Origin of the sequence: Bacillus sp. 103mf, assembly GCF_900116295.1 — a bacterium.
Lineage (GTDB): Bacteria > Bacillota > Bacilli > Bacillales > Bacillaceae_G > Bacillus_A > Bacillus_A bruguierae.
The window spans coordinates 1,034,157-1,050,827 of sequence record NZ_FPAF01000001.1 but is presented as its reverse complement, the minus strand read 5'-3'; the positions used below and the strand labels follow the sequence as shown (position 1 = coordinate 1,050,827).

General features: G+C 36.5%; 15 protein-coding genes. 12 read left to right on the top strand and 3 right to left on the bottom strand.

What is annotated here, in order from left to right:
- Positions 1-702: 702 nt before the first annotated feature.
- Together BM350_RS05345 and BM350_RS05340 are read left to right on the top strand one after the other, a co-directional pair.
- A complete protein-coding gene (locus tag BM350_RS05345; protein WP_090920302.1) occupies positions 703-981 on the top strand; it encodes a hypothetical protein in 279 nt (92 codons plus the stop codon).
- Positions 982-1,152: 171 nt separating this feature from the next.
- Positions 1,153-1,638 carry a hypothetical protein gene (locus tag BM350_RS05340; protein WP_090920305.1) on the top strand — a complete coding sequence of 162 codons (486 nt, stop codon included), beginning with the start codon at positions 1,153-1,155 and terminating at the stop codon, positions 1,636-1,638.
- A 440-nt stretch (positions 1,639-2,078) separates the two neighbouring features.
- Here the strand turns inward: BM350_RS05340 and BM350_RS05335 are convergent, their stop codons facing one another.
- On the bottom strand, positions 2,079-2,693 hold the full coding sequence (locus BM350_RS05335; RefSeq protein ID WP_090920308.1) for a PH domain-containing protein: 615 nt from the start codon (positions 2,691-2,693) through the stop codon (positions 2,079-2,081).
- Between the two features lie 50 nt (positions 2,694-2,743).
- On the opposite strand from BM350_RS05335, the gene BM350_RS26780 reads away from it, so the two are divergent.
- From BM350_RS26780 to yihA, 8 genes are all read left to right on the top strand, one after another.
- Entirely contained in the window at positions 2,744-2,953 is a 210-nt protein-coding gene (locus tag BM350_RS26780; RefSeq protein ID WP_170857658.1) for a group I intron-associated PD-(D/E)XK endonuclease, read from the top strand.
- A 269-nt stretch (positions 2,954-3,222) separates the two neighbouring features.
- Entirely contained in the window at positions 3,223-3,471 is a 249-nt protein-coding gene (locus BM350_RS05325; RefSeq protein WP_090920311.1) for a hypothetical protein, read from the top strand.
- 206 nt (positions 3,472-3,677) lie between these two features.
- The gene (locus BM350_RS05320; RefSeq protein ID WP_090920314.1) at positions 3,678-4,682 is read left to right on the top strand and encodes a hypothetical protein; all 1,005 of its coding nucleotides are present in this window, start codon (positions 3,678-3,680) and stop codon (positions 4,680-4,682) included.
- Between the two features lie 322 nt (positions 4,683-5,004).
- Entirely contained in the window at positions 5,005-6,288 is a 1,284-nt protein-coding gene (gene tig, locus BM350_RS05315; protein WP_090920317.1) for a trigger factor, read from the top strand.
- A 263-nt stretch (positions 6,289-6,551) separates the two neighbouring features.
- The gene (clpX, locus tag BM350_RS05310; protein WP_090920322.1) at positions 6,552-7,817 is read left to right on the top strand and encodes an ATP-dependent protease ATP-binding subunit ClpX; all 1,266 of its coding nucleotides are present in this window, start codon (positions 6,552-6,554) and stop codon (positions 7,815-7,817) included.
- A gap of 145 nt (positions 7,818-7,962) precedes the next feature.
- Positions 7,963-9,633: an ATP-dependent protease LonB gene (lonB, locus tag BM350_RS05305; RefSeq protein WP_090920325.1), complete on the top strand. Its 1,671-nt coding sequence runs from the start codon at positions 7,963-7,965 to the stop codon at positions 9,631-9,633.
- 214 nt (positions 9,634-9,847) lie between these two features.
- The gene (gene lon, locus BM350_RS05300; protein WP_090920328.1) at positions 9,848-12,178 is read left to right on the top strand and encodes an endopeptidase La; all 2,331 of its coding nucleotides are present in this window, start codon (positions 9,848-9,850) and stop codon (positions 12,176-12,178) included.
- The gene (gene yihA / locus BM350_RS05295; protein WP_090920332.1) at positions 12,175-12,771 is read left to right on the top strand and encodes a ribosome biogenesis GTP-binding protein YihA/YsxC; all 597 of its coding nucleotides are present in this window, start codon (positions 12,175-12,177) and stop codon (positions 12,769-12,771) included. Before lon ends, yihA begins: the two co-directional genes overlap by 4 nt.
- Before the next feature lie 359 nt (positions 12,772-13,130).
- Here the strand turns inward: yihA and BM350_RS05290 are convergent, their stop codons facing one another.
- Positions 13,131-13,547 (bottom strand): organic hydroperoxide resistance protein, encoded by a 417-nt coding sequence (locus BM350_RS05290; protein WP_090918692.1) that lies wholly within the window; start codon positions 13,545-13,547, stop codon positions 13,131-13,133.
- A 2-nt stretch (positions 13,548-13,549) separates the two neighbouring features.
- Positions 13,550-14,002: a MarR family winged helix-turn-helix transcriptional regulator gene (locus BM350_RS05285; protein WP_090918691.1), complete on the bottom strand. Its 453-nt coding sequence runs from the start codon at positions 14,000-14,002 to the stop codon at positions 13,550-13,552.
- Positions 14,003-14,475: 473 nt separating this feature from the next.
- On the opposite strand from BM350_RS05285, the gene hemA reads away from it, so the two are divergent.
- Together hemA and ccsA are read left to right on the top strand one after the other, a co-directional pair.
- Positions 14,476-15,813: a glutamyl-tRNA reductase gene (gene hemA / locus BM350_RS05280; RefSeq protein ID WP_090918689.1), complete on the top strand. Its 1,338-nt coding sequence runs from the start codon at positions 14,476-14,478 to the stop codon at positions 15,811-15,813.
- Between the two features lie 16 nt (positions 15,814-15,829).
- On the top strand, positions 15,830-16,663 hold the full coding sequence (gene ccsA / locus BM350_RS05275) for a cytochrome c biogenesis protein (RefSeq protein ID WP_090918687.1): 834 nt from the start codon (positions 15,830-15,832) through the stop codon (positions 16,661-16,663).
- Positions 16,664-16,671: the final 8 nt, after the last annotated feature.

Sequence of the window (16,671 nt, the reverse complement as noted above, 5' to 3'; positions counted from 1 at the left end):
GGAGAAAGCCAAGATTCTGCGTGAAGAAGGTCGTTGGAATACGCCTAGCGGTGGTGTTGGTGATAAGTGGCAAGATGAAATGAAGAATCAGCAATAAAACAACGCATTTATCGAAACTTATTATAATTGGAAAGCCCGGCGATTTTACGAATTGTAGTAGCGTTTAAATACGGAAAAGTCATCGAGAAGTTTGCGTTTATTGAATGAAAGTAATGTAGAGTATTGTATTGTGTCGAAGTAATTACCAGTTGACTAATTGAAGGGGAAAAGCCGCATTAACACCACATTATTACGGACGCCACACGTAATAGAATCGTATAAATGCGCCATAGTATCGCTCACCACAAGCAATAACGACAATATGCTATAATACGAGCGGAAGATTATAGCAAGAGAAGGCGCAAGGACTAACCTCCCTGCGTCTCCTTTTTTTATACCTCTTACATCGTTTATTTAAACGATGTAAGAGGTTTTTATTTTGTTTAAAAGTTAAAGTAGGTTACTTTTTCTGCTAATGGAGCAGGGTATTTGAATAAGGAACAAAATATTTATTAGTAGCAGAAATATCAAATAGAAAAAATTGTAGTTGTAACAACGGTTATGATAATAGGGATTTTAGGACTTATAGGTTATATTCTTACAAGAGATGGGTTTGATATTAAGGTGAAAAATTAAACGAATAAAGAAGTATCGGGTGTATATTTGACCTATAATAATATTAAATCAGATATTAAGATACCTTTAATTGCATCTAGTAAAGAATATACACTCAACGTAAATCCAGTTGAGAACGCTACTAAAGATTTTGTTAAGGGCGCAATAAAACTTCAATATAAAGATACACAAGGGAATTTATACATAAAATACGTGATTGGATATTTTAAAAAAGGTTATTCTGGAAATGCTGTAATAACTATTAAATCTGTTGATGCAGATGGAAAACTTGATATAAAAATGAAAGGGAATACATCTTTGCATTAGAATGAGCAATTTTCCATTTGCTGAATAAAATAACCGTCTTCTCGTTGTGCAGATGTAGGATGATTGAACAAAGTTGTGATAACTTTTAGAGTATGACGACGGTGATTATTTATAAGGTAATCACTTTTGTTGTTATATCTAAATAGTCAAAGAAAGCGGTGGAACGAAAATATGCTAGGTAACTACGGTGGAATGTTAATAGAGCATGCGGATTTATTCTTAGTTTATTGTCCTAGATGTAATAGTTGTGCGAGGGTTTTTACCCCTGATAACGCAAAAGGAAAAGATGAGTCTAGATATATAGGTCATGAATCTAAACGGTTATTATGTGGTAAATGTGGATTAACAAAAGACATTCACCCTAAAAGAAGATGGGATAATTCATGGGCATTTAATCATGAATTATCTAATGAAAAACATGGTGTTGATTGGTACTTTGGTTTACCTTTATATTTGCAAAAGGAATGTTGTGGTCATACTCTTTGGTTCTTTAATCTTGAACATCTTCATCGTGTAGAAGATTATGTTCAGAAACGCTTAAGGCCATTTAGACCATATTATTTAAGTATTGAAAGTAGACTTCCGAAATGGATAAAACTTTCAAAGAATAGAAATGAGATTCTTAAGACAATAGAAAAGTTGAAGTATACGATTTAATTTAGATTGTGAGGAGAGACTGGTGTTTTAAATTGATTTTTCTGAAATGAAAAAGACACAAAAGAAACTTCCTTGAAAGCAGAATTTCAAGAAAAATTTAAACTACATAGTGAATAGTCTTTTTTGAATTATTCCAATTGTTGTTGTCAAGATGATACGTTTAGTGATATTTATGCCGAGTTAATCGAATATGATGATTTTGTAGCAGGGTTAGTATCGAGTTTCTTGGATGGAAGAAAGATTAAGTGGGATTTATTTAAAAAAGTACATTCAAAAACAGAGATAGTTGGCAAGAGCTTTTTGGCTACAGTAAGAGACTAGAGGGCCTTTTGGAAGTGCTTGAAGAAAACAATACTTAATACGTCTTATAGAACTGACAGATTAATATAGAAAAAAGAGGAAAGCGCCGCAAAGACTGCTTTCCTTTTTCGTAATGTACATTAATTGTTAATAAACTTCTCAAATACAAATCCGAAATCTTTTACATTGTATTGTTTCTTCGTATCAACAAGCCAGTTGAATGCAATCTGATTAATTTCTTTAAACTGTGCGGCAAGATCTAATTCAGCATTTCTTACATTACTTAATGTAGAAGATGCCATTTCCAGGCTTTTATGTGCGTATTGCGTTGCGATGTCATTTTCGTGAGTAATTTCAGCAATTTTTAGAAGTGCTTTATATAAATCTTTTACTTCTTCAATATGTTTTTTATGTATATCAATGGAGTAATGCTCCCCGCCCATAGTAAATTTAATTTCAATATCTAAATCGACAGTACCAGCCGTTTCGAGCAGGACGTTAGAAATTTTATGAGTGTTGTATTTATAACGGCGAAGTGTACGTTTCTTACTTACGGCACTCGTTCCGTCAACGTGAATAAGAGCTGTATTTGTAAAGCAATATTCGTCTGTTTTTGATTTGATTAAAAAATAAATTTTTTCATTTTCTTCATGCATGACATAATCATCAGCATCTACTTTATCGTAATCAGCAGGGGTAATGACGGTTCCAATATCACTTAAGCCAAGCATATCAGCTGCTACTTTTTTGAACATAGTGAATCATCCTTTCGTTATTAATTTCAGAATCATCGCAATAGTATTATATCATTTATGCAGAAAGAAATGTTAAATATAAGAAGGAAGAAACGAACAGTGAAATGAAACTTTATAGTGTATATTGTCCTCAAACCGATTTATGTTATTATTTCAATCCTAAAGTCTTTCAGAAATCAATTCGTTTAAGAGTTAAAGCTCCTAAAAATTATCAAGAAAAGAATATAAATTTTGTAGATGAATATAGAGAAATTTCATAGAACTCCCCCAGTGTATGTTAACTGAGGTGGTATTTTTTGAGGAATCTTACAATTCTGTAAGGTATATGTAAGGTAGTTCGATGGTAACTATTTTTAAACATTTTATAATAAAGGTAACAAAGACGAATCGAGGAGGAAAAAATGATGAAAGGATTAGCTGTAGCAGCTTTAACGATTGCTTTTGGAGTTATTGCGTATGATAAACTGACTCACATGATTGAGGTTGTAAAACAGTTAATAGCATAAATAAAGACTTAAGGGGACAGAGAATGGAATGGCTATTAGGAATGATTGGAGTTTGTAGTGTAATCTTATTATTCATGTTTCCAAGTGGATTATTAAGCTCAAGTGTAAGTATATTTTTCATCTGTTTAATCATCGGTACAATCATAATTATTATGTTGTTAATGAAGCGTAGTAAGCTTATTGTCTTTTTTAGCATCATCGTGATGACGTTTATTGTTCTTCAAATGATAACCCTCTTTATATACCCTACTATTATAAAAGCTTTCCATTAGACTCTCCGCATCGGCAGCAGAGAGTTTTTTGTTTTATTTATGAAATTTCTGCTTTCATATTTCCCGCTGATATGTTCAATTTTTTGTATAACAGAAATCGGCATTTTCTCAATAAAAACGAACAGATGTCAATTATTGTGTTCCGAACTGTCATTTGTTATATTAACTTTAAAGTGTATTGAAAATCTAAAAAAAGAGGCGAGCGTATGGATAAAAAAGAAAGTACGGTCGTATTGTTTCCGCAATTGTCAGCGCGATTTACCGATGAAGGATTTATTGCATTGCGCGAGCGTCGGTTTGAAGATGCGTTAAAAAACTTCGAAATGTTGCGCCAATACGGTGCGCAGACAGAGCAATCAGAATTAGCTTCAGTTATTTGTTTGCTAGAATTAAAGGAAATGAAAGAAGCAAAAGAGCGATGCGAGAAATTGCTTGAAACAGGTGAGTTCTTATTTCAAGATATTCTCGAAACGTATATTACGATTTTAGTGCAAATAAATGATTATGAAGGTATTATTGAAACGGTGCAGTCTGTTTTGCAAACGAAAGAAATAACAGTAGAGCAAAAGGAAAAATTAGCACAACTTGCTTTGTTTGCAAAGAGTATGCTAGAGAGTGAAGAAGTAGTAGAGATAGATGACGGTTTATCTTTTGATGAACCTGCGTTTGCGGATGCCTTGCTGACTGGTGACTACGGGGAGCAACTGCGCGCGGTGAATCGTCTTGCGACTAAACATGTCGAGAAGGCGTTGCCGACGTTGCGTACATTTTTATTAGATGAAACGAAACACCCGTATATTAAAACTTCTATCTTATACGCATTGATGGAATTTGGAATGCAAGAAAAGATAGATGTAGAAAAATTTGGTGAGATAATAACAGTTATACCGGCTAATTTGGCTTATAATCAATATGATACAGGAGAAGTGTTACATATATTATCTGAACGATTAGAGCATGATAATCCATCGATGTATGGGGCAATGATTACATATTGGAAAGAAATGCAGACAAGTCTCTTCCCGTTTCCTCTATTAACAGACAAAGACGAGTTATGGGCAGCTGTTTTAGAGAGAGTTGGAAGGAAGCGCTTTGGAATGCCAATCGATGAAGAGAAGCTTCTTCGTGAATATGATATTACACTGGAAGAATACCATATCGCATATCAGTGGTTTTTACGTATTGAGAAAGAAGGGTTTATGCCAGTATAATGAAAAAGAATGTTTCAGTTATTGAAACGAGAGTATTCTATGTTATAATGTAAGGGTTGCAAAAGGCTTAAATCTGCCTTTTTATAAGAGAATAGAAACAAATATTCTCTTACTTATATGTTTCATATTATTCTCGAACAAAATATACCGTATTTGTCTTTTGGGCAAATAGTAGATTGAGAAGTATATGTCCCAAGTTTTTTATAGTGGATAGAAGGCTGAATTTATCAGTTTGCGTTTGTTGTTTCTTTTTGAGAAACGATAAAGGCCTCGATCTCTAAAGGTATGTGCATACATTATTATAGTTGGAGGGAAAGAATAAATGGCTGCAAAATGGGAAAAATTAGAAGGAAACGTTGGCGTTTTAACAATTGAAGTTGATGCGAAAGAAGTAAACAACTCTTTAGACGCTGCGTTCAAAAAAGTAGTAAAAACAATTAATGTACCGGGCTTCCGTAAAGGGAAAATGCCTCGTCCGCTATTCGAACAACGCTTCGGTGTAGAATCTTTATACCAAGATGCTTTAGATATCATCTTACCAAAAGCATACGGAGAAGCAATCGATGAAACTGGTATCTTCCCAGTTGCTCATCCTGAAATCGACATCGAGAAATTCGAAAAAGGTCAAAACTTAATTTTCACTGCAAAAGTTACTGTAAAACCTGAAGTGAAATTAGGCGAATACAAAGGCTTAACAGTAGAGAAAATGGATGCTACTGTAACTGACGAAGATGTAGAGAATGAATTAACATCTTTACAAGAGCGTCAAGCTGAGCTTGTAGTGAAAGAAGAAGGTACTGTAGCAAACGGTGATACAGCTGTAATCGACTTCGAAGGTTTCGTTGATGGCGAAGCATTTGAAGGCGGACAAGGCGAAAACTACTCTTTAGCAATCGGTTCTGGCACATTCATTCCAGGCTTTGAAGAGCAATTAGTTGGTCTAAAAGCTGGCGAACAAAAAGACGTGGAAGTATCATTCCCAGAAGAATACCATGCAGCTGAACTAGCTGGTAAACCAGCTACATTTAAAGTAACAATTCATGAAATTAAAGTGAAAGAACTTCCTGCTTTAGATGATGAGTTCGCGAAAGATGCAAACGAAGAAGTTGCAACTCTTGATGAGTTAAAAGCAAAAATTCGTGAAAACTTAGAAGTAAGCAAAAAGCAAGAAGCTGAACACAAAGTTCGTGATGAAGTAGTAGAAAAAGCTTCTGCAAATGCAGAAATCGATATTCCAGAAGCTATGATCGAAACTGAGTTAGATCGTATGGTTCGCGAATTCGAACAACGCTTAAGCTACCAAGGCATGAACTTAGAACTTTACTACCAATTCACAGGTACTGATGAAGAGAAATTAAAAGGACAAATGAAAGAAGACGCTGCAAAACGCGTAACAACTAACCTTGTTCTTGAAGCAATCATCAAAGCTGAAAACATTGAAGCAACAGATGAAGAAGTAAATGCAGAAATTGAAAAAATGGCTGAAATGTACAACATGCCAGTAGACGCTGTGAAACAAGCTCTTGGTAACGTTGAAGGTGTAAAAGAAGATCTTCAAGTTCGTAAAGCAGTAGATTTCTTAGTAGATAACAGCAAGACTGCATAATAAAATAACAAGGCGCGACATTGCTCGTGCCTTGTTTTATAAATATAAATATATTTGTAAAACATTTTGTTATGAAGAAGGAAATGATTCTTCAAAAGTCGAATATACATATTTCAAAAGTTTTAAAAATTTTTATTTGTACATAACTAACTATATTATTTGTATTTCTCGCCACGTAGTGACATAATATGTATTTACATACGATACATTTATCGTGTACATACGAAGGCAAGGTTTTAGCACTTTGTAAGGGGTGTGAAAATATGTTTAAATTTAATGATGAGAAAGGACAATTAAAATGTTCTTTCTGTGGTAAAACACAAACGCAAGTTCGAAAACTTGTGGCAGGTCCTGGGGTTTACATTTGTGATGAATGTATAGAGCTTTGCACAGAAATCGTGCAAGAGGAGCTTGCAAAAGATGAAGAAGTAGAATTCAAAGATGTACCGAAGCCGGTAGAAATTCGTGAAATTTTGGATGAATACGTAATCGGACAAGATCAAGCGAAGAAAGCATTAGCGGTAGCGGTATATAACCATTACAAGCGCATTAATTCTAGCAGCAAAATTGATGATGTAGAATTAGCGAAAAGTAATATTTCTTTAATTGGGCCGACAGGTAGCGGTAAAACGTTATTAGCTCAAACATTAGCGCGTATTTTAAATGTTCCGTTTGCAATTGCTGATGCAACATCTTTAACGGAAGCTGGATACGTAGGGGAAGATGTAGAAAACATCTTATTAAAACTTATTCAAGCAGCTGATTATGATGTAGAGAAAGCGGAAAAAGGAATCATTTATATTGACGAAATTGATAAAGTGGCTCGTAAGTCAGAAAATCCGTCAATTACGCGTGACGTATCTGGTGAGGGTGTGCAACAGGCACTTCTTAAAATTTTAGAAGGAACTGTAGCGAGCGTTCCGCCTCAAGGTGGTCGTAAGCATCCACATCAAGAGTTTATTCAAATTGATACGACAAACATTTTATTCATTTGTGGCGGTGCATTTGATGGTATTGAACCAATCATTAAACGCCGTCTTGGTGAAAAAGTGATTGGCTTCGGTTCTGAGAAGAAAAATGCTGATGTAACAGAAAAGCATGTTTTATCGCATGTATTGCCAGAAGATTTATTGAAATTTGGATTAATTCCAGAATTTATTGGTCGTCTTCCGGTTATTGCGAACTTAGAGCCACTTGATGAAGACGCTCTTGTTGACATCTTAACAAAGCCGAAAAATGCACTTGTGAAGCAGTTCCAAAAGTTATTGGAGCTTGATGATGTTGCATTAGAGTTTGAAGAAGAAGCTCTTGTTGAAATTGCCAAAAAAGCAATTGAACGTAAAACAGGTGCACGTGGACTTCGTTCTATTATTGAAGGTCTTATGTTAGATGTGATGTTTGAACTTCCATCTCGTAAGGACATTGAAAAATGTGTAATTTCAAAAGAAACAGTAACAGAAAACGCTGCGCCAAAATTAGTGCTTCAAGATGGTACTGTACTTGAGCAAGATACAAAAACATCTGCATAAATAGTGGGGGCTTTGGCCCCCATTATTTATGCAATGGAATATAAACGATAGAAACAGCAATTATATAATTGCTGTTTCTTCTTATGTTTAGCGTGTTTCCTCCCAGGGGATACTAATGAGTAAAACATAGCGGGAGGAAATGAATATGAGCTGGACAAATATTTTTTTAATCGTTCAACTTGTCTTTGGTGTAATTGTCGGATTATATTTTTGGCACTTACTCCGAAACCAGCGAACGCAAAAAGTTTCAATCGATAGAGAATCAAAGAAAGAGCTAGAGCAGCTTCGGAAAATGCGGGAAATTTCGTTAACAGAACCACTTGCTGAAAAGGTTCGTCCGGCTTCGTTTGCCGATATTGTGGGGCAAGAAGATGGTATTAAATCATTAAAGGCAGCCTTATGCGGACCAAATCCGCAGCATGTCATTATATACGGACCACCAGGGGTCGGGAAAACAGCGGCGGCGCGGCTCGTATTAGAAGAAGCGAAGAAAAATATGAAGTCTCCATTTCGAATGAATGCAACATTTATTGAACTTGATGCCACAACAGCGCGGTTTGATGAACGAGGGATTGCTGATCCGTTAATCGGTTCTGTTCATGACCCGATTTATCAAGGGGCCGGTGCGATGGGACAAGCGGGTATTCCGCAACCGAAAAAAGGAGCGGTCACAGATGCGCATGGAGGTATTTTATTTATTGATGAGATTGGAGAGCTTCATCCAATTCAAATGAATAAGATGTTAAAAGTGCTTGAGGATCGCAAAGTGTTTTTGGAAAGTGCATATTATAGTGAAGAAAATTCTCTCATTCCAACGCATATACACGATATTTTCCAAAAGGGATTACCAGCGGATTTTCGTCTTGTTGGCGCGACAACACGTGCCCCGGAGGAAATTCCTCCAGCGATTCGCTCGCGTTGTTTAGAAGTCTTTTTTCGTGAATTAGATACAGAAGAGATTGAAGAGGTAGCCAAAAATGCTGCTGAAAAGGTAAGTATGGAGATGGGTAAACAAGGCGTAGAAATGATTGGAATGTACGCGCGAAATGGAAGAGAAGCCATTAACCTTGTGCAAATCTCTGCTGGAATGGCAATTAACGAAGGACGATCTTTTATAAGGGATGAAGATATTGAATGGGTGATTCATTCCAGTCAATTGACACCTAAATACGAAAAACGTATATATCCAATTCCGAGAATCGGCCTTGTAAATGGCTTAGCTGTGTATGGACCTAATACAGGGGTACTACTTGAAATAGAAGTAACAGCAATTGCGGCAAAAGAAAATGGGTCTGTTGTGGTAACGGGGATTGTTGAAGAGGAGAGTATCGGTAATCAAGCAAAATCGATTCGCCGTAAAAGTATGGCGAAAGGTTCTGTTGATAATGTTGTGACTGTCCTTCGTTCACTGGATTTATTACCAGAAGGATATGATATACATATTAACTTTCCAGGCGGTGTTCCTATTGATGGTCCATCTGCCGGCATTGCAATTGCAACAGGTGTATATTCTGCAGTTCATCGCATGTATGTCAATAATGAAGTAGCGATGACCGGAGAGATTAGTATTCACGGGGAAATAAAACCAGTCGGCGGCGTTTATGCAAAAGTAAAAGCAGCGAAAAAGGCCGGGGTAAAGAAAGTGCTCATCCCTGCAGAAAATATGCAGCCTCTTCTTTATACAATTAAAGGTATTGAAATTGTTCCTGTCCGAAAATTAAAAGAAGTATTTGCATTAGCGTGTATACAAGAAAAAATGGAGCGAACAGGCGATACGTTGCTCTCTTTTGAGGAAGATGATGCACAATCGATTTGAAAGAAAGTGTTAGCCGATCAATCGGACTTTTAGCGACAGTTTTCGCTAAGAAGAAAGTTAAATCATTGAGATATATTCTAGACTTCGCTTAAGTCGTCATATGCTTAAGGGAAGTCCTTTTTCTTGAACAAGAAACAGAGTATTGAGTCTCTGCGATTGCATAAGGCTTTATTGTAATATAAAATAGGGAAACAAAGATATTTATGGAGGTGCTATGTCTAATATGAATGCGAACGAAAGAATCGTGCCCCTCCTACCATTAAGAGGCGTTCTCGTATATCCGACGATGGTTCTGCATCTTGATGTAGGACGTGATAAATCGATCAAAGCGCTTGAGCAGGCGGCTATGGATGAAAATGTGATTTTTTTAGCGATGCAAAAAGACGTGAATATCGATGATCCGAAAGAAGATGATGTTTATAAAGTAGGTACGTTAGCAAAAGTGAAGCAAATGCTCAGATTGCCAAATGGGACAATGCGTATCCTTGTTGAAGGTTTACATAGAGTAGAAATGACAGAGTTCATTGAAGAAGATGATGTAATTACAGCTAACGTCCATACGTTAATTGAAGAAGAAGAAGGCGATTTAGAAGAAAAGGCGCTTATGCGTACATTAACTGAGTATTTTGAGCAATATATTAAGCTGTCCAAGAAAATTTCAGGTGAAACGTTTGCGACAGTTGTTGATGTTGATGAACCAGGTCGATTAGCTGATCTTGTATCATCTCATTTGCCGCTCAAAATGAAGCAAAAGCAACAAATTTTAGAAATTACTGTAGTGAAAGAACGATTACATACGCTTATTTCTTTTATTCAAGATGAAAAAGAGTTATTAAACTTAGAAAAGAAAATTGGTCAGCAAGTGAAACGTTCTATGGAGCGTACACAAAAGGAGTACTTCTTACGTGAACAAATGAAAGCTATTCAAACAGAGCTTGGTGATAAAGAAGGAAAAGGCGGCGAAGTAGAAGAACTTCGCGAAAAGATTGAAGAATCAGGAATGCCAGAAGAAACGAAAAAGGCAGCATTAAAAGAGCTAGATCGTTATGAGAAATTGCCGACAAGTTCAGCGGAGAGCGGTGTCATTCGCAATTATATTGATTGGTTATTATCTCTTCCTTGGATGGAGGCAACAGAAGATCGTATAGATATTGTACGTGCTGAAAATATTTTAAATGAAGAGCATTATGGACTTGAAAAAGTAAAAGAACGTGTGCTTGAATATTTAGCGGTGCAAAAGCTCACCAATTCGTTAAAAGGGCCTATTCTTTGTTTAGTTGGTCCTCCTGGGGTTGGAAAAACATCGTTAGCTCGTTCAATTGCGACATCAGTGAATCGCAATTTTGTTCGTGTATCACTTGGCGGTGTACGTGATGAATCGGAAATTCGTGGTCATCGTCGTACTTATGTCGGTGCGATGCCAGGCCGCATTATTCAGGGGATGAAAAAGGCAAAAACAATCAATCCTGTCTTTTTATTAGATGAGATTGATAAAATGTCCAATGATTTCCGCGGTGATCCTTCAGCGGCATTATTAGAGGTATTAGATCCAGAACAAAATCATAATTTTAGTGATCATTATATTGAAGAGTCGTACGATTTATCAAAAGTGATGTTTATTGCAACTGCTAATACGCTTGCAAGCATTCCAGGTCCGCTTCTTGACCGTATGGAGATCATTTCTATTGCTGGTTATACAGAACTTGAAAAAGTACATATTGCCCGTGAACATTTATTGCCGAAACAATTGAAAGAACATGGATTGAAAAAAGGAAATTTACAAGTGCGCGATGAAGCGCTTCTTGAAATCATTCGTTACTATACGCGTGAAGCGGGAGTTCGTACGTTAGAACGTCAGCTTGCGAAGCTTTGCCGGAAAGCAGCGAAGATTATTGTAACGGAAGAACGTAAGCGCGTCGTTGTAACGGAGAAGAATATTACAGAATTACTTGGAAAACGCATATACCGTTATGGTCAAGCAGAAACGAAAGATCAAGTAGGTATGGCAACAGGTTTAGCGTATACAGCAGCTGGAGGAGATACACTTGCAATTGAGGTATCTGTATCTCCGGGTAAAGGGAAATTGATTTTAACAGGAAAACTTGGGGATGTGATGAAAGAATCTGCACAAGCGGCATTTAGTTATATTCGTTCTCGTGCAGAAGAACTGCATATCGCCCCTGATTTCCACGAAAAACATGATATTCATATTCATGTTCCTGAAGGTGCGGTACCAAAAGACGGGCCATCAGCGGGGATTACAATGGCAACGGCTCTTATTTCAGCATTAACAGGTATTCCTGTTAGTAAAGAAGTGGGAATGACAGGTGAAATTACACTTCGTGGTCGCGTGTTACCGATTGGTGGATTGAAAGAGAAAACATTGAGCGCACATCGTGCAGGTTTAAAGAAAATCATTTTACCGGCAGAAAATGAAAGAGATTTAGAAGATATTCCAGAAAGCGTAAAGGAAAACCTTACGTTTGTGCCAGTCTCTCATTTAGATGAGGTATTAGAGCACGCATTAGTAGGAGTGAAAAAATGAAAGTAACAAAAGCTGAGATTGTTATAAGCGCAGTCAAACCAGAACAATATCCTGAGGGAGATTTACCGGAAATTGCATTAGCGGGTCGTTCAAATGTAGGAAAATCGTCCTTTATTAATAAAATTTTAAATCGAAAAAAATTAGTGCGCATTTCTTCTAAACCAGGAAAAACGCAAACATTAAACTTTTTCATCATTAATGATATGATGCATTTTGTGGATGTACCAGGTTATGGTTATGCGAAAGTATCTAAAACAGAACGAGCAGCATGGGGCAAGATGATTGAAACGTATTTCACAACAAGACAGCAGTTAGATGCAGCTGTTCTTGTGATTGATTTACGTCATAAGCCGACGAACGACGATGTGATGATGTATGATTTCTTAAAACATTATGAAATTCCCACAATCATTATTGCAACAAAAGCTGATAAAATTCCAAAAGGAAAATGGCAAAAGCATTTAAAAGTTGTCAAAGAAACGCTTGATGTAGATCCAGAAGATGAAGTTGTATTATTCTCTTCAGAAACAGGTCTTGGGAAAGAAGATGCGTGGAAAGCGATTCATAAGTTTACAAAAACAAAAAACGTGTGACATCCGTCACACGTTTTTTGTTTTATCCCGCTATTTGTGGGCAGTAAGACCCCCACCTCAAGGTTCAGAGAGAGTATTGTCCAGTTCCAGTGGCTAGAATGTTCGGTGGCTTCGCTTCTTCCTACGAGGTAAAATACACCTCTACGTCAGAAGCTCCATCCCCCCTCACATTCTGGACGAGCCACTGCCACTTTTCTTCATTGTCCAGCTCTAGCGGCTAGAATCTCCGGTTGTTTCTGAGCGAGCCGCTTCCGCTTTTCTAAAGAAGATAGGTGGGGGATAACTGCCCGTAAAAGCCCGATTGGTCGGGCTTTCCATCCGAGGGGAGGAAGAAAACCCCCTCGGATGGAAGTTTCACTTTATAGTACGTTTAATGTAACTTCTATATTTCCTCTTGTTGCCTTAGAGTATGGGCATACTCCGTGTGCAGCTTCGACTAATTGTTTTGCTTCTTCGCGAGATACGCCCGCTACACGTACATTTAATGTGGCAGCTAATCCAAATCCACCATCTGTATCTTTGCCAATCGATACGTGAGCGGTTACCTCTGTACTTTCTACTTTTACGCGTTTCGTACGAATGACAAGCTGCAATGCACTATCAAAACAAGCTGCATAACCTGCTGCAAATAATTGTTCAGGATTTGTTGCTGCGCCGCCCATACCGCCTAATGCTTTTGGCATTTTTACATCAAGGTTTAATACACCATCCTCGGAGATTACTTTTCCGTTTCGGCCACCTGTTGCTGTTACAGTAGCAGTATATAATGTTTCCATTGTTATTCCCCTTTTCTATCATTCATTGTTTTCATTGTTTCAATTAATTTATTTAATTGAATTAATAAAGTTGTATAATCTTCTGCTGTAATTCCTAAATGTGATGCCATTGTTTCTGGCAATGAACATGCTTTTTCTTTTAAAGCAGCTCCTTGTTCTGTTAGTTCAATACATACTTTTCGTTCATCTTCCTTTGAGCGAACACGCTTAACAAGCTGTAAACTTTCCATTCTTTTTAACATGGGTGTTAATGTTCCGGAATCTAAAAATAATCGCTCACCAATTTCTTTTACTGTAATTCCGTCTTGTTCCCACAATACTAACAAAGTAATGTACTGCGGATACGTAATGCCCATTTCCTCTAAATAAGGACGGTAAAAGCGTGTAACTTCTCTAGAACAAGCATAAATAGAAAAACAAAGTTGATTATCTAGATGTAAAGGATTCTCATGCATGAGTATCTCTCCTTTTTAAATTGTGCGCAATTTAATTTTGTAAAATTAATATAAAATAAAAAAAACGAGATGTCAAACAAAAAGAAAATATATCGTTTGGCATAATCATACATATTTTCATTCAATTGAAAGAAGCTAAGGAAAGTTAGCCTTTCTGTATGTATGGAATAGTTTCCATTACTTGATTCCGACATTTTTTTTTGGTAACGTACAGATAGAGTTATTATTTTATAATTATTATAAATTGAAGCGTGGTTTTTACTGTCCCTTTGAGAGAGGGAAGGCAAAATAATCGTCCTTTATGAAAAGTTTTCCTCACCTTTCTTCTTTCATTCTTTACTTATCACTGTGGATGTCTTATTGTCAGTTAAGTAAGGGAGAGAAGATGTTCACACGATTGTCAGATTTATAAGAGGAAAGTTGTATTATGATAGTAGATAAGATGAAAAATCGGTTGAAGGGGGACATGCTGCGTGCATATTCTTGTTGTTGGTGTTAACTATCGAACAGCCCCTGTAGAAATTCGTGAGAAACTAACGTTTCAGGCAACAGAATTAGAGAAAGCAATGACAACATTACAAAAACAAAAAAGTGTATTAGAAAATGTCATTGTATCAACGTGCAATCGAACGGAAATCTATGCTGTAGTAGACCAGTTACACACAGGACGCTATTATATTAAGAAATTTATGGCTGATTGGTTTCAGTTTGAAATAGAAGAAATTGCACCATACTTGTCTCTTTATGAACAAGATGGTGCTACAGATCATTTATTCCGCGTAACATGTGGATTAGATTCAATGGTAGTTGGAGAAACGCAAATTTTAGGTCAAATTCGTAGTAGCTTCTTACTTGCACAAGAGGTAAAAACGACAGGAACGATATTTAATGAATTGTTTAAACAAGTCGTTACACTAGCAAAACGTGCGCATTCAGAAACAACGATTGGCGGTAATGCGATGTCGGTAAGTTATGCCGCTGTTGAACTTGGAAAGAAAATTTTTGGTGATTTAAAAGATTGCCATGTTCTTATTCTTGGTGCAGGCAAAATGGGCGAATTAGCACTGCAGAACTTGTACGGGAGCGGTGCTCATAAAGTGACTGTTATGAATCGTACGTTTGCGAAAGCAGAAACGATGGCAGAAAAATATATGGGGCTTGCAAAGCCGTTGAATCAGTTGCAATGTGCACTGTTAGAAGCTGATATTGTAATTAGCTCAACAGGGGCTTCTGAATATGTGATTACGAAAGAAATGATGTCCAAAGTAGAAAGGATGCGTTGTGGTCGTCCGCTCTTTATGGTAGATATTGCAGTGCCGCGTGACATTGATCCAGCAATTGATGCGTTAGAAAGTGTTTTCTTATATGATATTGATGATTTACAAGGTGTTGTGGAAGCGAATCGTGCTGAGCGATTAAAAGAAGCTGAGAAAATTCAAATTATGATTGAAGAAGAAATGATTCTATTTAAGTCATGGCTGAATACGCTTGGTGTTGTACCGTTAATTTCGGAACTTCGCGATAAAGCATTAGCGATTCAAAGTGAAACAATGCAAAGTATTGAACGGAAAATTCCAACGTTAACAGAGCGGGAACGAAAAGTGATTAGTAAGCATACGAAAAGTATTATTAATCAATTATTAAAAGATCCAATTTTAATCGCGAAAGAGTTAGCGGCTGAAGAAGATGCGAAAGAAAAACTTGCGCTATTTGCGAAAATTTTCGATTTAAATGCGAAAGAAGTAGTGGAAGAGAGCGAAGCAGAATGGAAACGGGCAGAGAAGTGGACAGTATCCGCTCCATCTTTGTAATGGAAAGGATAAACGGATGGGTGTTTTAAACAATAGCATTATTTATCATATTGCCATTATTTTATATGCCTGTAGCGTTAGTTTATATTTCATAGATTATTTTCAAAGTAACCGAAGGGCAAATCGGATTGCCTTTTGGTTACTTTCTGTTGTATGGGTACTATATTCAATTTTTATGTTACTTCGGGCAACAGAAGCGGAAATTAATCCAATTTTAACGTTATTATCAGGTATTTATTTTTATGTATGGCTATTAATTACATTATCATTAATGATTAACCGATTCATGCGCATTGACTTTTTAGTCTTTTTCACAAATATGATTGCGTTTGGTGTAAGCGCTTTTTCTATTTTTACGCCGCTTGGAAAAATGTCGCCGGTATTAGCAAATCAATTAGTATCGGAGCTTGTTTATGTACATATTGGTATGGCGATTATTTCCTATGCAACATTTACAGTTTCTTTTATTTTTTCCATTATGTATTTAATTCAATATCGTTTATTAAAGCAAAAAAAGTGGAATGCAAGGTTAAGACGGTTAGGAAATTTACCGAAGCTGGACTCTATGTCATATGGTTTAAATTTATTTTCTGTACCTTTCTTTTTATTAGCCATTTTGCTTGGGTGTCTATGGGGATATACAAAGTTAGATAATTTTCATTGGTATGACGCGAAGGTAATCGGATCTTTCATCGTCTTATTTGTATACTGTGCAGGTATTTATTTACGCGGATCAGATACGTTACAGGGAAAGAGAATTGCGAGCTGGAATATTGGAGCATTTCTTATTATGTTAATTAATATTTTCTTATTTAGTAGTTTATCGAACTTCCATTTTTGGTACTTATAAGAGGAGAG

Bases quoted from the DNA above. Each gene is read 5' to 3' on its own strand.
- tig (WP_090920317.1), top strand. From the start codon at position 5,005: ATGGCTGCAAAATGGGAAAAATTAGAAGGAAACGTTGGCGTTTTAACA.
- BM350_RS05340 (WP_090920305.1), top strand. From the start codon at position 1,153: ATGCTAGGTAACTACGGTGGAATGTTAATAGAGCATGCGGATTTATTC.
- BM350_RS05285 (WP_090918691.1), bottom strand. From the start codon at position 14,002: ATGCATGAGAATCCTTTACATCTAGATAATCAACTTTGTTTTTCTATT.
- lonB (WP_090920325.1), top strand. From the start codon at position 7,963: ATGAGCTGGACAAATATTTTTTTAATCGTTCAACTTGTCTTTGGTGTA.
- lon (WP_090920328.1), top strand. From the start codon at position 9,848: ATGTCTAATATGAATGCGAACGAAAGAATCGTGCCCCTCCTACCATTA.
- BM350_RS05290 (WP_090918692.1), bottom strand. From the start codon at position 13,547: ATGGAAACATTATATACTGCTACTGTAACAGCAACAGGTGGCCGAAAC.
- ccsA (WP_090918687.1), top strand. From the start codon at position 15,830: ATGGGTGTTTTAAACAATAGCATTATTTATCATATTGCCATTATTTTA.
- yihA (WP_090920332.1), top strand. From the start codon at position 12,175: ATGAAAGTAACAAAAGCTGAGATTGTTATAAGCGCAGTCAAACCAGAA.
- BM350_RS05320 (WP_090920314.1), top strand. From the start codon at position 3,678: ATGGATAAAAAAGAAAGTACGGTCGTATTGTTTCCGCAATTGTCAGCG.
- BM350_RS05335 (WP_090920308.1), bottom strand. From the start codon at position 2,693: ATGTTCAAAAAAGTAGCAGCTGATATGCTTGGCTTAAGTGATATTGGA.
- BM350_RS05325 (WP_090920311.1), top strand. From the start codon at position 3,223: ATGGAATGGCTATTAGGAATGATTGGAGTTTGTAGTGTAATCTTATTA.
- clpX (WP_090920322.1), top strand. From the start codon at position 6,552: ATGTTTAAATTTAATGATGAGAAAGGACAATTAAAATGTTCTTTCTGT.